The organism is Pseudidiomarina tainanensis (assembly GCF_900115255.1).
Classification (GTDB): domain Bacteria; phylum Pseudomonadota; class Gammaproteobacteria; order Enterobacterales; family Alteromonadaceae; genus Pseudidiomarina; species Pseudidiomarina tainanensis.
Map to the genome: position 1 here is coordinate 324,974 of NZ_FOYU01000003.1, position 15,687 is coordinate 340,660.

Genomic DNA, 15,687 nt, shown 5'->3' on the forward strand with positions numbered 1-15,687 from the left:
TTATTCCGCAGGTTTAATCTGAATGAGCTGACCAGCGCGGTCATCGGTAATCAAATAAATGTAGCCATCAGGGCCTTGTTCAATGTCACGAATACGTTGTGTAACAGCTTCCTCGAACAAGGTTTCCTCGTGCATCACGCGATCACCTTCAAGATCAAGACGCGCAACTTGCGAACCCTTCAATGCCGCGACTAGCAAATCACCTTGCCAAGCAGGGAATTTATCGCCGGTGTAGAAAATCATATTTGAAGTAGCAATAGACGGAACCCAGTAATAATGCGGTTGTACAGTACCTTCTACGTGCGTTTTGTCACTGATAATACTGTTATCGTAGTCCACGCCATAGGTCGCAATTGGCCAACCGTAGTTTTTACCTGCATCAGGAATATTGATTTCATCACCACCTTTCGGGCCGTGCTCAACAGTCCATAGCTTACCAGTCATTGGATGAATCGCGGCGCCTTGTACGTTGCGATGACCGTATGACCAAATTTCAGGGAGCGCGTTATCTTGACCAACAAACGGGTTATCGGCAGGAACGCTGCCATCTGGTTTAATGCGAACCACTTTACCGTGATGATTATCGAGTGTTTGGGCGTCATCCATGGCTGAATAACGATCACCGAGGGTAACAAACAGGTGGCCATCTGGCGCAAAGACTAACCGCGAGCCAAAGTGTGCGCCGCTTTTGTACTTCGGTGCACCACGGAAAATGACTTTACCGTCGGTTAAACCATTGCTTGATAGCTTGGCGCGCATCACAGCCGTACTATTGCCTTCGCCGCCAGCTGGGTCGGCTTCAGAATAGCTGAGATAAACGAACTGATTATCGGCAAAGTTAGGATCTACCGCGACATCTAATAAACCACCTTGGCTTTGATCAACCACCGCCGGTACCCCTTGCAATGGTTCGCTAATCGCGCCAGCGCGAGTTACACGACGGAGCGTGCCTGATTTTTCAGTAATTAACAGTTCACCCGATGGCAAAAAGGCCATGCCCCATGGTTTGTTCAATTTGTCCGTAATGGTGTTCACAGAAACCTTGTGACGCTCTGTCGAAACCGTATCTGCAACAGCGCTTGTCGTAGTCATTGCTAACGCCGCTGTGACACTCACGGCCAGTAAATTGCGTAACATAAGGTGCTCCTTTTATTGATCATTTACGAATCTTTACTAGTGTAAATATAGATTAAATTGAATTTTGGATTGCTTTTTTTTCGTTACACTTCAGTTATTACAGGAAATTAACATGCCTAACCAAGGAGGCAGTAATGGTAAATTTCAAGCGTAACACACTCAAAGCAGCGGTTCTGATTTTAACAACTTTGCACCTCAGTGCCTGCGGCACAATCTTGTATCCTGAGCGTAAAGGACAGGTGAGTGGCAAAATCGATCCAGGTGTCGCGGCTCTTAACGGTATTGGATTATTATTCTTTTTGGTTCCTGGTGTAATCGCATTTGCCGTCGACTTCTCAAATGGCACGATATATTTACCAGGTACTGCAGCCACCGGTGATGATTCTGATGTGCGCGTTGTGCACACAGGTAAGAATTTGACTCCAGATCAATTACAAGCGCTCATCTCAGCAGAAGTTGGTGAGCCCGTTGATCTCACCCAAGCGGAAGTTCGTGCGGAAAAGGCACCAAACCAAGCAAGCATTGGTCCGCGTTTAAGCGAATTACGCACTGCCCCTTAATTTTTTCACACCCTGATAAAGAAACAGAGCCGCTATTTCAGTAGCGGCTCTGGCAATAACTGCGCAATACATTCTGCGAGTTTACGAAATGTTGTACGCCGATTCGTGGTCGGCCGGTAAATCAAGCCGATTTCCCGCGATGCCTGCTGTCCACTCGGCTGTAATGCCACCAAGTCAGTCCCGTTCAAAATGCCACGGTCAATCGCCATTTGCGGAATAAAGGTGGCGCCAAGTCCAGCGTCCGCCATTTGAACTAGACTGTGTAAACTTGTCGCAGTAAACGGATTAATTTTACTGGAATCGGCTAATTCGCATGCGGCAACGGCATGACCAGTTAAACAGTGTTCTTTTTCCAGCAAGAAAATCGAATTATCAGGTAACTGATTATACTGCACCGGCTCAGCAAGTTTTTCTGCGAGCGTGTTGTGCATCACTAATTTGAACGGGTCACGACCAAGTACGTAACTTTGGTTGCCTTGCAGGTCAACAGGTAGCGCCAACACTAAGACATCCAGTTCACCGTTACGCAATAAATGCAGTAAGTTCACCGTGGTGTCTTCGCGAACACTCAGTTGTAGCTTGGGGTGATCAACTTTGAGTTTTTTGGTCAAATCGCCGAGCAAAAAAGGTGCAATGGTTGGAATACAGCCGAGACGTAAAGGGCCTTCCATAATTTTGCCTTGGCTTTGAGCAAAATACAGCAACTCTTCCGTTGAAGTCAGAATTTGACGCGCCTGCTCCACCACTTCTTCACCCATCCCTGTGAATAAAAAGGATTTATGGTCGCGCTCAATGAGTTGACAACCCAACTGCTCTTCAAGATTTTGAATACCGCTACTTAACGTTGATTGACTGACATTACACGCCTGCGCTGCGCGGTTGAAATTCTGATGCTGGTGCAGCGCCAGCAAATAGCTCAGATTTTTCAAGCTGGGAAGTTTGCTCATCTCGTGCCCCACTGTTGTTGTGATAGTTATTGTAACGAATGCGACTTTCGTTCAATTAGTATTTTCGATTATGTTAATCCGTTTTATTCGTTTTAACAAATTTATTCGAGCCCCTATTATTATCTCCGAGCTGAGGCGATAGGCCTCAACAACTTTGGTTTTAGCAACTTGGTCTATCCAACAAGGAGACAAACGATATGTTAACAGTAGGCGATAAATTACCAGAATTTGAAGTAGTCGGCGTTAAACCTGGTTTCAACATGCCAGAAGAAAACGGCGAAAGCGCATTTGAAACAATCAACAATGCGAGCTTCGAAGGCAAATGGAAGATCATCTTCTTCTATCCAAAAGATTTCACTTTCGTATGCCCAACTGAAATTGTTGAGTTCGCAAAATTGAACGAAGAATTCGCTGACCGCGATGCAATCGTTTTAGGCGGTAGCACTGATAACGAATTCGTGAAATTGGCATGGCGCCGTGAACACCCAGATCTGAAGAGCTTGAACCAGTGGTCATTCGCTGACAACGGCGTGAAATCTTTAGTTGATGGTTTAGGTGTTCGTGACCAAGTCGAAAACGTCGCGTTACGTGCAACTTTCGTAGTTGACCCGCATGGCGTAATCCAACACGTATCAGTGAACAACCTGAACGTAGGCCGTAACCCTGCAGAAGTACTGCGTATTCTTGACGGCTTGCAAACTGACGAATTGTGTCCATGTAACCGTGCAGTAGGCGGCGACACCCTGTAAGCAGACATCACATCCCCCACACACTAGTGATGTCTTCAGGTGCCGCGTAAGCGGCACCTTTTTAAGCGGAGGAATTTATGAGTATTGCAGATTACAAACAAGGTTTGGGCGACCACGGTAAAGATACCAAACTCAACTTGTCGAATATTTTCGGCAATGTCGATACTTCGGGTATGACCGCGACCCAATTTTACGGCACCGCATTGTCACTGGCCTATTCAATTGGCGATAACGAGCTGATTGATGCCGTGAAAGCAGAAGCTGAAGGCAAGATTGAAGCGAACGTTGATGGCGCAGCTAAATTAGCAGCGACCCTCATGGCTATGAACAACGTGTACTATCGCTTCTTGCATTTATGCACAGACAAGCAGTTCAGCAAATTACCTGCTGGCTTGCGTATGAACGGAATGGCTAACCCAGGCGTTGATAAAGCTGACTTCGAACTCTACTCGCTCGCAGTATCAGCATTAAACGGCTGTGGTATGTGCATCGACTCACACGTTGGTGTATTGCTGAAACACGACATTTCAGCTCAAGTGATTCAAAACTCGATTAAAATGGCAGCGGTATTGAATGCTGCAGCAACTGCAAAACGCATTGCTTAATTTTAATCGCCTGATGTCACTTACTTGTCACACTAGCGTTTTATAGTGTGCGCAACTTCCCTGAGATCTGGTTGTTCTCCTTCCGCCCGGCTTCCGCCGGGCTTTTTTTGTCCAAAACCTCAAAAGCGTTATTCGTTATTCGTGCGCTTCGCTGTTCGTACGCTTCGCTGTTCGAAAAAATACCTTTTGGCTTCTATACTTAAACGAACAAATACGAAAAGTGAGCTTGCGAACGATCGAAAAGCGAAGCGCACGAACAACGAAGAGCGAAGCGGACGGTTTTATGGTTATCAACGGAGAACGACTGAAAGCAAATTTACTCGAACTCGCAAAAATCGGCTACAACGAACAAGACCGCGGCATGTACCGCATTGGCTTTACCGATGCCGATATGGAAGGGCGGCGGTGGTTGCAAGATAAAGCCAAACAAGCAGGCTTAGAAACCTACATGGATGGTGCCGGCAATATATTTTTTGGCCGCGGCAAGCGCGATAAACCCGTTATGTTAATGGGCTCTCACATTGATACAGTTCCCGCTGGTGGTATTTTTGATGGCGCATTGGGTGTCATGGCAGCGTTGGAAGTGATCGAAACCATCAATGAACAACAACCGGAAATAGAAACTCCCATTTGGGGTGTCGCGACCGCCGAGGAAGAAGGTCGTTTTGGCGGTATGCTAGGCGCCCAAGCTATTTCTGGTTGCTTAAACCCAGAATGGCTACTCTCAGCGCATGACGCCGATAATGTGTATTTGAAAGATGCGATGGCCGCACAAGGGCTCGATGCCATGCAGGCACTTGATGCTGCATGGCGCCCTGAACAATTAAAAGGCTTTGTTGAGTTACATATTGAGCAAGGGCCAGTGCTCTTTCAACGCGACCTGCAAATCGGCGTGGTTGAAGGTATCTCTGGCGTATTCAAATGGATTGTGCACCTCAAAGGGAAAGCCGATCATGCCGGCACGGCACCCATGGATATGCGTAGTGATGCATTTATGGGGCTTGCCGATTTCGCCCATGAAATCGAGCGGATCATTGCCGAAAATGGTACCGATAAAACCCGTATTACCGTTGGTAAAGTTGAGCTGAAGCCAGGGCATCCACATACGGTGCCTGGCGAAGCGATTTTCACTATCGTTGGCCGTGACATGGACGAAGATATTATGAAGGAGCTTGCCAATGCCTGTCGTAAAACCTTATCCGCAATCGCCCGGCGACATCGCTTGATGTTCGAATACGAGCAAGTCAGTTGGCTCTCGCCGAAACCTTGTTCTGAACCACTCACAAACCTGATTGAGCAGCAGGTGAAGCAACGTGGCTATAGTTATACTCGAATGCCAAGTGGCGCGGGTCACGACACGCAATTTTTGAGCGAAATTACGCATGCTGGGCTTATTTTTATTCCCTCAATAAATGGGGTGAGTCATGCACCTGACGAATGGTCGCATTGGCATGATGTTGAAGCGGGTACAAACGTATTATTAGACACTATTTTGGCCATGTCTGAGGTTGATCTTGATCAATAAAACATACAGTTAGAATGCTAAAAAAAGCCTCAATAGACCCACTAAAAATGTGTATAATCGGGCTTATTTTCTAGTCTAAAACAGAAGCGGTATGGCTATGGAACAAAAAATCGAAGTGCAGGCGGCCGACAAGGTAAAAATCCATCGTCCTGATTCGGATAAACGCAGTAACGCTTATTCACCGCGTAACCGTATTTATGTGCGTGATGTAAAAGGTACGTTGGAATGGTTTCGTCGTAGTTTTGGCTTCATTTTATTGTTTGTTTTTGCGCTATTACCGTGGCTGCAATGGAATGGCGAGCAAGCCATTTTGCTGGATATTGCTGAACAGCGTTTCCGCATTTTTGGCCTCACCATGTGGCCACAAGATTTCACTATTCTCGCTTGGATTTTCATTGTTTCTGCCTTTGCTTTATTTTTCGTGACCACGTTGTACGGTCGCGTGTGGTGTGGATTTATGTGTCCCCAAACCACGTGGACGTTCATTTTCATGTGGTTTGAGAAAAAGTTTGAAGGTAGCCGTAATCAGCGTATGTCGCTGGATAAACGGCCGTGGGACTTTGATAAATTCTGGCGTAAAACAGCTAAACATACATCATGGGTTATTGTGTCGTTACTGACCGCGATGATTTTTGTCGGTTATTTCATGGATGTACGTGAGCTATTCACGCAATTTTGGACGCTAGACGCCGGTTTCTGGGCAACCTTTTCAGTTGTCTTTTTCGCTTTCTGCACCTACGGTAACGCCGGCTGGATGCGTGAAATCATGTGTACCCATATGTGTCCTTATGCGCGCTTCCAATCAGCGATGTTCGATAAAGACACGGTCACCGTTTCTTATGATCCGAACCGAGGCGAGCCGCGCGGCGGACGTTCACGTAAAAAAGATCCGAAAGAACTCGGCTTAGGCGACTGTATTGATTGCTATATGTGCGTACAGGTATGCCCAACCGGCATTGATATTCGCAACGGTCTGCAATACGAATGTATCAACTGCGGTGCTTGTGTGGATGCCTGTAACGATGTGATGGACAAAATGAATTACCCACGCGGGCTGATTCGTTTCACCACCGAGCGAAACCTACAAGGCGGACGTACGCATAAGCTTCGCTTTAAAGCGGTTGGTTACTTTGTCGTGATGGTAGTAATGACCGCATTACTGATTTGGGATATTTCGACGCGCGTGCCGTTACAAGTTGATGTCTTGCGCGATCGTAATCAACTGTACAGCATTAACATGGATGGCTGGATACAAAACGTATTCACCTTGAAGATTTTGAATAAATCGCAACAAGCGCAAACCTATACCATTACCTCGCAAGGATTTGCGCGTAGCAAGTTAATTGGCGATGCCACTATTACGGTTGGTGCAGGCGAAGTGGCAACCTTGCCTATCACCCTAGCTGTTCACCCTGATGATGTGACTGAACGTGTGCAAGATGTTACTTTTATCGTCACTAATGAAGCCGGTGATGTGAGTGAGCAGCATGTCAGTCGATTCCTCTATGAGTGATCAGCACGACGATTTTAGTTTTCATCATTTAACCCCCGAGCGTATCGCCGATGCGCTCGCGGCGGTTGGTGTTGACCCGCAATCCGGTTTATTAGCGCTCAATAGCTACGAAAATCGTGTTTATCAGTTCATGGCAGATGATAATCGCCGTTATGTCGCGAAGTTTTATCGGCCGGCACGTTGGACCGATGCGCAGATATTAGAAGAGCATCAATTCACCCAAGAATTATTGGATGAAGAGGTTCCTGCGGTAGCCCCCTTAATACTTGCTGGCGCAACGTTGCACCATTATGAAGGCTATCGCTTTGCGGTATTTCCAAGTGTTGGTGGACGCGCTGTTGAGCCTGGCGATCTTGACCAGCTCGAGCGAATCGGTCGACAAATTGGGCGTTTACATGCGGTGGCGAAACAACGTCAGTTCACCACGCGCCCCAATGTTTCCTATCAAGAATACGTAACCGATGCCCTAGCAACGTTAAGCACCTCGTCATTGTTGCCGAATAATCTGCATGATGCCTTTTTTGCGATTGCGGAGCCGTTAGCAAACCATCTCCAACAATTTGATTTGAACGCCTTTACGCAACAACGTTTGCATGGCGACTGTCATTTGGGCAATATGTTGTTGCGTGATGAGCAGCTCATGTTCGTGGATTTCGACGATGCACGCACCGGCCCGGCCATTCAAGATTTATGGATGATGCTAGCGGGTGATGATAGAGCCGAGCGGACATTGCAGCTTGATGTGTTGCTGGAGGGCTACCAAGAGTTCTGCGATTTCGATAATAAAGAAACGCAATTAATTGAACCCTTGCGCAGTTTTCGAATCATACACTACATGGCGTGGTTGGCCCGCCGTTGGGGTGATAGTGCATTTCAACGGGCATTCCCATGGTTTGCTGAGCAGCGGTATTGGGAACAGCAGGTGCTGACACTGAAAGAACAATTTGCAGCGTTGCAAGAACCCCCGATTCAATTGCAACCGCAGTATTAATCTTATTTGTAACAAACAAACTGTAGGACCTTTTAACCATGAAGAAGTTGTTGTTAGTTGTTGTTGCTTTAATGATGTTGCCACTGAGTGCGCAAGAATTTAAAGAAGACGTTCACTATGAGGTGATTGCTGAGCAAGGTACAGCGAAGCCTGAGATTAAAGAATTCTTCTCGTTTTACTGCATTCACTGTTATCGTTTTGAGCCGATTGCAGCAGCGATGAAAGAGGCTTATCCACAAGCTTTTGAGAAGTCGCACATTGTTTCTCATCCAACGCTTGAGCTCATGGCGCGAGGTTTTGCTGCCGCTAAATTATTTAAGAAAGAAGAAGAGATTAGCAAAGCGTTTTATGAGCGTATTCACGCGCAAAAACAGCAAATCACCACAGAAGAACAGCTACAAGCTATTTTCCATGTGAATGGTGTTAGCAAAGACAAATTTGAAAAAGCAATGAAGCACCCATTGGTTGAAAAGCAAGTGAACGATATGGACCGCGATATGCGCGCCTATAACGTCAATGCAACGCCAACATTTATCATCAATGGTAAATATCGCCTGAAAACCGAAGGCTTCCGTGACAGCCAAGATTTTATGGCTGATTTCGTCAAAGCGGCTGGTTACTTACTCGAGAAATAACGCGAGAAGTCATCGTTGTGTGGCTGTGCTTAGTTGAAAAAGTCCGCTCGTACGCGGTTAATAATTTCATCTTTGCGCAGCCAACGCTGATTCATCCAATCTTGAAAGTGTGTTTTGAACGCTTCATCCGCAAAATAATCACCAATTAAATCTTCAGTGACCGGCAACGTCTCGACATTCACGTACACATCGCGTAATTGACCGCTCAATAGTTGCCACACCGCTGGCTTCTTATCGTCAGGGTACACAATCGTGATATCTAAAATAGCATCAAACTGATTGCCCATTATCTGCAATGCGAACGCTGTGCCGCCGGCTTTGGGCGGTAATAAGTGTTGGAATGAACTTTGGCGTTTCGCATGTTTTTCCGGCGTAAAGCGTGTGCCTTCGCAAAAGTTAATGACTGTGGTTGGAATGTGACGAAATTTCTGACACTTCTTGCGCGTGGTTTCAATATCCTTGCCTTGTAACTTCGGATTCTTGGCAATTTGTTCGCGTGAGTAGCGCTTCATAAACGGCATATCTAAAGTCCAGCAACCAAGACCAACAATCGGAATCCAAATTAATTGTTGCTTGAGGAAAAACCGAGGCATGGGCATGTTGCGACAAGCTAAGTGCATGAGTACTAGAATATCGACCCAGCTACGGTGGTTCGCCATGATCATATACCAACGATCACGATGGAGTTCACTGTCACCGTCAATATGCCAGCGCATGGGTTGGGTCAGCCGAAATAATGCAGACATCGCATAACCCCAGAGACGAAACACTGCATTAGCCCAAGTTGATAACAGGCGCTGTACTGCCGGAATCGGCAATAGTAGTTTGGGTAGCCCGACAACAATCACCATGGCGCCAATCACCGCAGTGGAAACCAGAGCAAAAGTAAAATTAATTAATAATCGAAACGGAATTAGCAACGTTGTCAGCATGTTTACGCCAGATTGTACTTATGGTGATAGTTATCCGCCTATGATACGCATTTGCGAAATACTTGCCAGCATCTAAAAAAGCCTCTACAGTATACTGTATATTTATACAGTAATTGTTTTGCCGAGGTGAGCGATGGCGTATCCCGCACAAGTTGAAGCATTAGTGCAAAAAGGCTGGCTATGGCAAGGCCAAGAAGTACCCGCAAATAAAGCAGAACAACAGTTCTTAAGCAGTGGTTGGGCTGAGCTTGATACACGTTTAGGTGGCGGTTGGTTGCGAGGTAGTGTGAATGAGCTACAGGTACGACAGCCGTTTATTGGTGAGTTGGCGCTACTGTTGCCAGTACTGAGCCAAGCGACAACAACAGCGCTTTGGGTGAATCCGCCGGTACAGCCTTACGCTCCGGGACTTTGTTATCAAAAGCTAACGTTATCGCGGCACGTCGTTGTTCATGAAGCCGATGACAAACTAGCATTGTGGACGGCGGAGCAAGCGTTACACAGCGATGCGGTAAACATTGTCTTGATGTGGCATGCCGGGCTTAGTGCAACAGCGGTCCGGCGCTTGCAGCAAGCAGCAGAAACTAAGCAAAAATTAGCTTTTGTGATAACACCATGGCAACAGCAAGAAGAAGCCCGAGCCTATGTGACCCGCTTACAGCTTGAGCGTAGCGACAGTTTGGCGGTGCGCATACTCAAGCGTCGCTTTGGTTGGCCGTTACCGCCTTTCCCTTGTGGGGTGGATGCCCGCTTACCGAGGCGACGCCGTGCTTTATGAATGCCTGGTTGTATCTACACTTTCCGCACTTGTTGCTCGATTATCAGTTGGCATTACAACCACCTGAATTGAGTACGATGCCACAAGCATTGACTCAGAGTCACGCTGCTCGGCGCACTGTGGTGCAAGCCAATAATGCCGCCCTGCAGCAAGGTGTTCAGGTTGATATGGCAGAAGTGTTGGCCAGTACATTAGTGCCACAACTAAAACTGCATGACTACGATGCAACCAAAGAAAGCGCCATGCTCACGCAACTCGCTCAGGTGCTCTATCAAGACATGGCGCAAATCGTATTACAGCCGCCGCAAGGGTTATTATTTGAGGTGCAAAGCTTGCTGCGCTTGCACCAAGGCTTTGCCGGCGTGGTTAAGCGCATGCAAGCGCGTCTGCAACAGTGGCCGTTGCGTTATATTTTAAGTAGTGGTTATAGCCCATTGTCAGCGAAGTTGCTGGCGGCTTCGGGGCATAGCGTACTGAGTACTGAACCGGCAGATGTTAAAGCTGCGATTGCTGAGCTCCCCATTGAATATAGCGGCTTACCAGAGCCTCAAATTGAAAAGCTCCGTAACGTAGGGCTGTTAACGCTCGGTGCTGTACTGCAACTGCCGGCGGCAGAGTTAGGCGCGCGCTTCGGTCGCGCAATCACAACCTATGTAGCCGAACTAAATGGTGATTTTTCAGCACCTCAAAGCTTTTATCACCCGCCTCATCGGTTTGATGAGCAGGTGGAGTTAAATGCCGAGGTGCACAGTTGGCCGCAGTTATTGTTTCCATTAAAGCGGTTATTGCAACAGGTTGAAAGCTTCTTAGAAATTCATCAATGGAGTACGCGAGCGTTATTGATTCGAGCTCATCACCGCACTGGGCCTGCAACGCAAGTGCCCATTCAATTTGCCCATGCCGTCTGGCAACAGCGTGATTTATTGAGTTTAAGCCAGTTACATTTAGAGCGACAAAAATTAAAACAACCGGTATTGGCTTTAAGTGTGCGGGTGCAAAGACCGGAGTCACGACAAGCAAAAGAACAGGCCATGTTTTCAGCACCGCAGGCTCAAACAGATTCATTAAATGCTTTAGTGAGCCGTTTGCAGGCGCGTTTAGGCGAATCAAAAGTGCAAAGCTTGCACGTGCATGATGATTGGCGTCCCGAATATCAGGGCACGCTGAAGCCGTGGCAAAGCGACTCAACCAGTAGCGGATTATTACTACCGCGCCCTGCTTGGTTATTGCCGCAAGCAGAACCGACAGAAAGGCAGCAATGGCAACTGCAATGGGGCCCCGAGCGAATTGTTAGCGGTTGGTGGAATGCTGATACCATTGCCCGCGATTACTACATTGCACTGGACCAATGGCAGCGACAAGGCTGGATTTATCAATGTGACAAAGGGTGGTTTCTGCATGGCTGGTTCAGTTAAGCGCCCTGCCGCTCTACATTGCTTAACCAATTTTAGTTTTTTGCGTGGCGGCTCGCATCCACACGAATTAGTTCAGCGTGCGGTGAGCTGTGGTTATCAAGCCTTAGCGATCACTGACGAGTGCTCGGTTGCCGGTGTTGTACGAGCCTACGTAGCTGCTCGCGAGCAGCCGTTGCGCTTAATTATCGGTAGTGAGTTTCAACTCGAAAATGTTGGCACGCTCATTGTGTTAGTGCGCAATCGGCAAGGCTACGCGCAGCTGTGCCAGTTAATCACCACCGCTCGAAATCGTAGTAAAAAAGGCAGTTACCAAGTCTTTCTTGATGATTTTATGGGCACATTAAACGACTGCCTGTTGTTATGGCGCCCGCAGTTCAAGGTGCCTTCAGCCAATGTTGAGCGTGAGACAATAACGGTCACCGCGCAACAATTGAAACAGCAGTTTGGTGGTGCACTGTGGTTGGCTTATGGCCGACATTATGAAGCCGATGATGCCCAACGTTATAGCGATTATAAGCAACTCAGCGTCGCACACGACATTCCTGTCGCTGCGGTGTGTGAGGTGTGTTATCACGAACCGCAACGGCAATTATTACATGATGTTTTGGTGGCGATTCGCCGTCGTCAGCCATTAGAAACGCAAGTGGGTCAGTTAAAGCCGAATCAAGATTACTGCCTACGAACCCCTGAGCAATTACAGCAGTGTTACCCGTCAGCCTGGTTAGCGCAAAGTGTCGTGATTGCGAAGCAATGCTGCTTTTGTTTAAGCGAATTACGCTATGAATACCCAGCTGAGTTAGTGCCTGCAGGTAAAACCGCAAGTGAACATTTACGAGAGCTAACGTACCTCGGTGCCCAACAACGCTTTCCACATGGTTTGCGTGCAGATGTTAAAGAGAAGCTCGAAAAAGAACTCAAGCTGATTGCGCAGTTACGCTACGAGTATTTCTTTCTAACGATTCATGACTTGGTTCAATTTGCCCAGCAGCGTGGCATTTTGTATCAAGGCCGCGGTTCTGCAGCAAACTCGGTGGTTTGTTATTGTCTGCAAATTACCGCAGTCAATCCCGATCAAATCGACGTCTTATTCGAGCGCTTTATTTCGGCTGAACGTGATGAGCCCCCCGATATTGATGTCGACTTCGAGCACGAGCGCCGTGAAGAAGTCATCCAATATATTTATCAAAAATATGGGCGCCACCGTGCAGCATTAGCTGCTACGGTGATTCGCTATCGGTTACGTAGCGCCTTGCGCGATGTTGGTAAGGCTTTAGGCTTTCATGAGCAAGAGCTGCGTCATTATCTACGTCAAATCGACCGTCGCGATCAGCAGAGTGATTGGCAACAGCAGCTATTAGAAAAAATTCCAGGGCTTGGGCAAACCCACCGAGGCCGCTGTTTGTTTGCTTTGACCGACGCTATATTAGGTTTTCCCCGTCACTTATCGCAACATGTCGGTGGTTTCGTTATTGCCTCGACACAACTCTCCGATTTGGTACCGGTAGAGAATGCCAGCATGCCAGAGCGTACGGTAATCCAATGGGATAAAGATGATTTAGAAACATTACGTTTAATTAAAGTGGATGTGCTGGCGCTTGGGATGCTAACGGCCTTGCGCAAAATGCTACGGTTAATTCAGCAACACCATCAACGGGAGCTTGGGCTCGCGGATATCCCCCAAGAAGATGCCAAGGTGTATCAAATGCTACAACGTGCCGATTCCATTGGTGTATTCCAAATTGAGTCTCGGGCACAAATGAATATGCTCCCCCGACTTCGCCCGCAGACGTTTTATGATTTAGTGGTTCAAATTGCCATAGTTCGGCCAGGCCCCATTCAAGGTGACATGGTGCACCCTTATTTACGCCGGCGCGCAGGGCTAGAGCCCATTACGTTTCCGAGTGAGGCGGTTAAAGAAGTACTTGAGCGCACCTTAGGGGTACCGATTTTCCAAGAACAGGTGATTAAGTTGGCCATGGTTGCGGCTGGCTTTAGTGGTGGTGAAGCCGATCAATTACGTCGCGCCATGGCGAACTGGAAAAGCTCAGGTGAATTACGCCAGTTTGAAAGTAAATTAATAAAAGGTATGCGAGCGCGGGGTTACAGTGAAGAATTTGCGCAGAGAATTTTCCAACAAATATGTGGTTTTGGCGAATACGGCTTTCCTGAGTCGCATTCGGCGAGTTTTGCCAATTTAGCGTATGCGTCGGCATGGCTGAAATGTTATTACCCTGCAGCATTTTATTGTGCGCTATTGAATAGTCTGCCCATGGGCTTTTATTCAGCAAACCAATTAATTCAAGATGCGCGGCGACACCACATAACCATACTGCCCGCAGACATACAGCACAGTAACTGGGACCATCAGCTTGAAGCGGGTGGTCGGGGGATGCAGTTACGTTTGGGCTTAAGGTTAATCAAAGGGTTGTCACAATCACACATGCAAGCCCTGCTAGAACAACGCCCTGCGCAAGGCTTTCAGTCATTACAACAACTTCGCGATTATGGCCTGAGTGGCGCCGACCTGCATAAGCTCGCGAGTGCTGATGTACTTGGTGCGCTGGCTGGACATCGTTACCAAAGTCAGTGGCAAAGTTTGGCACTGCAGGCCGAACAACTCCCTTTATTTGCTGAGCTTACGGCTGTGCCAACCACACAACTCGCTGCGCCCGCAGAATTTCAAGACATCGCAGTTGATTATCGCACTACCGGTGTGTCGATTCGGCGTCATCCATTGGCACTGTTACGAGAGCAACAGCAACTGAAAGGTTATAAACTAGCAAGTGAGTTGGCTCATTGTCGCCACAAGCAACATGTACGTGTTGCCGGTTTAGTCACTTGTCGACAGCGGCCAGGCACGGCATCAGGGGTAACCTTTGTAACGTTAGAGGATGAATCGGGTCTCATTAATATTGTTATCTGGCAAAAAACGGCGCGCGCGTTCCGCCAAGCTTACCTCACCGCCCAACTTTTAAAGATAAAGGGTATTGTCGAGATTCACGGTGAGGTGATTCATGTTATTGCAGGGCAGTTAGAAGATGGCACCGAACAATTAGCCCAACTGGGAGTGTCGGCTAATCGTTCGCGTGATTTTCATTAACGGTTTCTTATATTGGCGTCACGTGCAGTAAATAATCGTCTTTTAAGATCACGTAATTTGCTGCGGACTGTGGCAGAAACTTTAATTCTTGTTCGGTGAGTGGGCGTGCTTCTTTTACAGGGCTACCAACATATAAGTGGCCACTACGTAAAGTTTTACCTGGTGGTACTAAACTACCCGCACCAATAATGACATCATCTTCAACAATGGCGCCATCCATAATCACTGCCGACATACCAATCAATACACGGTTGCCAATCTCGCAGCCATGCAGCATCACATGATGACCGACAGTAACATCATCGCCAATAATTAATGGATGTCCGTCTGGATTACTCTCGCTTGTGCGACTAACATGCAACACACAGTTATCTTGCACATTGGTGCGTGCGCCAATACGAATCCGATTCACATCGCCCCGGGCCGACACTAATGGCCACACACTACTATGTTCACCAATGTGAACATCACCCACAATCACGGCACTACTATCAATATAAACATGTTCGTCCAGTTGCGGTTCAATACCGCGATAACTCCGAATATCGCCACTCATGCTCTATTACCTCTAAAACTAAGCCAAAATGTTATATTTTTGATCTGTTTAAATCATACCTTAAAGACTAGCAGAAACCGTCATTGCTGGCGAATCAAGCAAATCACGTTGGTTTTTGAAGCGCTTCGCTCACAAAATCAGCAGTTGGCAAAAAAACACATAAAAATGTCAAAAAGGCGCTTGACGCGGCGAGTTAAATCTCTAAAATGCGCCCCACGCTTGAGGCAGACAACGAAGTCGCCAA

General features: G+C 47.4%; 14 protein-coding genes. 10 read left to right on the forward strand and 4 right to left on the reverse strand.

What is annotated here, in order from left to right; all coding sequences use genetic code 11:
* Entirely contained in the window at positions 1 to 1,137 is a 1,137-nt protein-coding gene (locus tag BM292_RS10200) for a PQQ-dependent sugar dehydrogenase (protein ID WP_092858207.1), read from the reverse strand.
* 134 nt (positions 1,138 to 1,271) lie between these two features.
* On the opposite strand from BM292_RS10200, the gene BM292_RS11765 reads away from it, so the two are divergent.
* Positions 1,272 to 1,697, forward strand: a complete 426-nt coding sequence (locus tag BM292_RS11765) for a hypothetical protein (RefSeq protein WP_177203834.1) — start codon at positions 1,272 to 1,274, stop codon at positions 1,695 to 1,697.
* Positions 1,698 to 1,729: 32 nt separating this feature from the next.
* On the opposite strand, the gene BM292_RS10210 is transcribed toward BM292_RS11765, so the two are convergent.
* Positions 1,730 to 2,644: a hydrogen peroxide-inducible genes activator gene (locus tag BM292_RS10210; protein WP_092858209.1), complete on the reverse strand. Its 915-nt coding sequence runs from the start codon at positions 2,642 to 2,644 to the stop codon at positions 1,730 to 1,732.
* A 197-nt stretch (positions 2,645 to 2,841) separates the two neighbouring features.
* Between BM292_RS10210 and BM292_RS10215 the strand changes: the two genes are divergently transcribed.
* The 6 genes from BM292_RS10215 (at position 2,842) to BM292_RS10240 (ending at position 8,662) form a co-directional block, all read left to right on the forward strand.
* A complete protein-coding gene (locus BM292_RS10215; RefSeq protein WP_092858211.1) occupies positions 2,842 to 3,393 on the forward strand; it encodes a peroxiredoxin in 552 nt (183 codons plus the stop codon).
* Between the two features lie 77 nt (positions 3,394 to 3,470).
* A complete protein-coding gene (locus BM292_RS10220) occupies positions 3,471 to 3,998 on the forward strand; it encodes an alkylhydroperoxidase AhpD-related protein (RefSeq protein WP_092858213.1) in 528 nt (175 codons plus the stop codon).
* 283 nt (positions 3,999 to 4,281) lie between these two features.
* A complete protein-coding gene (locus BM292_RS10225) occupies positions 4,282 to 5,523 on the forward strand; it encodes a Zn-dependent hydrolase (RefSeq protein ID WP_092858265.1) in 1,242 nt (413 codons plus the stop codon).
* Positions 5,524 to 5,620: 97 nt separating this feature from the next.
* Complete coding sequence (gene ccoG / locus BM292_RS10230) at positions 5,621 to 7,036, forward strand: cytochrome c oxidase accessory protein CcoG (RefSeq protein WP_092858267.1); 1,416 nt, start codon at positions 5,621 to 5,623, stop codon at positions 7,034 to 7,036.
* On the forward strand, positions 7,029 to 8,027 hold the full coding sequence (locus BM292_RS10235) for a serine/threonine protein kinase (protein ID WP_092858215.1): 999 nt from the start codon (positions 7,029 to 7,031) through the stop codon (positions 8,025 to 8,027). The genes ccoG and BM292_RS10235 overlap by 8 nt, the downstream gene beginning before the upstream one ends.
* Before the next feature lie 38 nt (positions 8,028 to 8,065).
* Entirely contained in the window at positions 8,066 to 8,662 is a 597-nt protein-coding gene (locus tag BM292_RS10240) for a thiol:disulfide interchange protein DsbA/DsbL (RefSeq protein WP_092858217.1), read from the forward strand.
* A gap of 29 nt (positions 8,663 to 8,691) precedes the next feature.
* Here BM292_RS10240 and BM292_RS10245 read toward each other — a convergent pair whose 3' ends face one another.
* On the reverse strand, positions 8,692 to 9,594 hold the full coding sequence (locus BM292_RS10245; RefSeq protein ID WP_092858219.1) for a 1-acylglycerol-3-phosphate O-acyltransferase, YihG family: 903 nt from the start codon (positions 9,592 to 9,594) through the stop codon (positions 8,692 to 8,694).
* 133 nt (positions 9,595 to 9,727) lie between these two features.
* On the opposite strand from BM292_RS10245, the gene imuA reads away from it, so the two are divergent.
* From imuA to BM292_RS10260, 3 genes are read left to right on the forward strand one after another with little or no spacing between them, the layout of a single operon-like run.
* Complete coding sequence (gene imuA, locus BM292_RS10250) at positions 9,728 to 10,372, forward strand: translesion DNA synthesis-associated protein ImuA (protein ID WP_092858221.1); 645 nt, start codon at positions 9,728 to 9,730, stop codon at positions 10,370 to 10,372.
* Complete coding sequence (locus BM292_RS10255) at positions 10,369 to 11,787, forward strand: Y-family DNA polymerase (RefSeq protein ID WP_092858223.1); 1,419 nt, start codon at positions 10,369 to 10,371, stop codon at positions 11,785 to 11,787. The genes imuA and BM292_RS10255 overlap by 4 nt, the downstream gene beginning before the upstream one ends.
* Positions 11,771 to 14,887: an error-prone DNA polymerase gene (locus tag BM292_RS10260; RefSeq protein WP_092858225.1), complete on the forward strand. Its 3,117-nt coding sequence runs from the start codon at positions 11,771 to 11,773 to the stop codon at positions 14,885 to 14,887. Before BM292_RS10255 ends, BM292_RS10260 begins: the two co-directional genes overlap by 17 nt.
* 7 nt (positions 14,888 to 14,894) lie before the next feature.
* On the opposite strand, the gene BM292_RS10265 is transcribed toward BM292_RS10260, so the two are convergent.
* A complete protein-coding gene (locus tag BM292_RS10265) occupies positions 14,895 to 15,443 on the reverse strand; it encodes a gamma carbonic anhydrase family protein (RefSeq protein WP_092858227.1) in 549 nt (182 codons plus the stop codon).
* Positions 15,444 to 15,687: the final 244 nt, after the last annotated feature.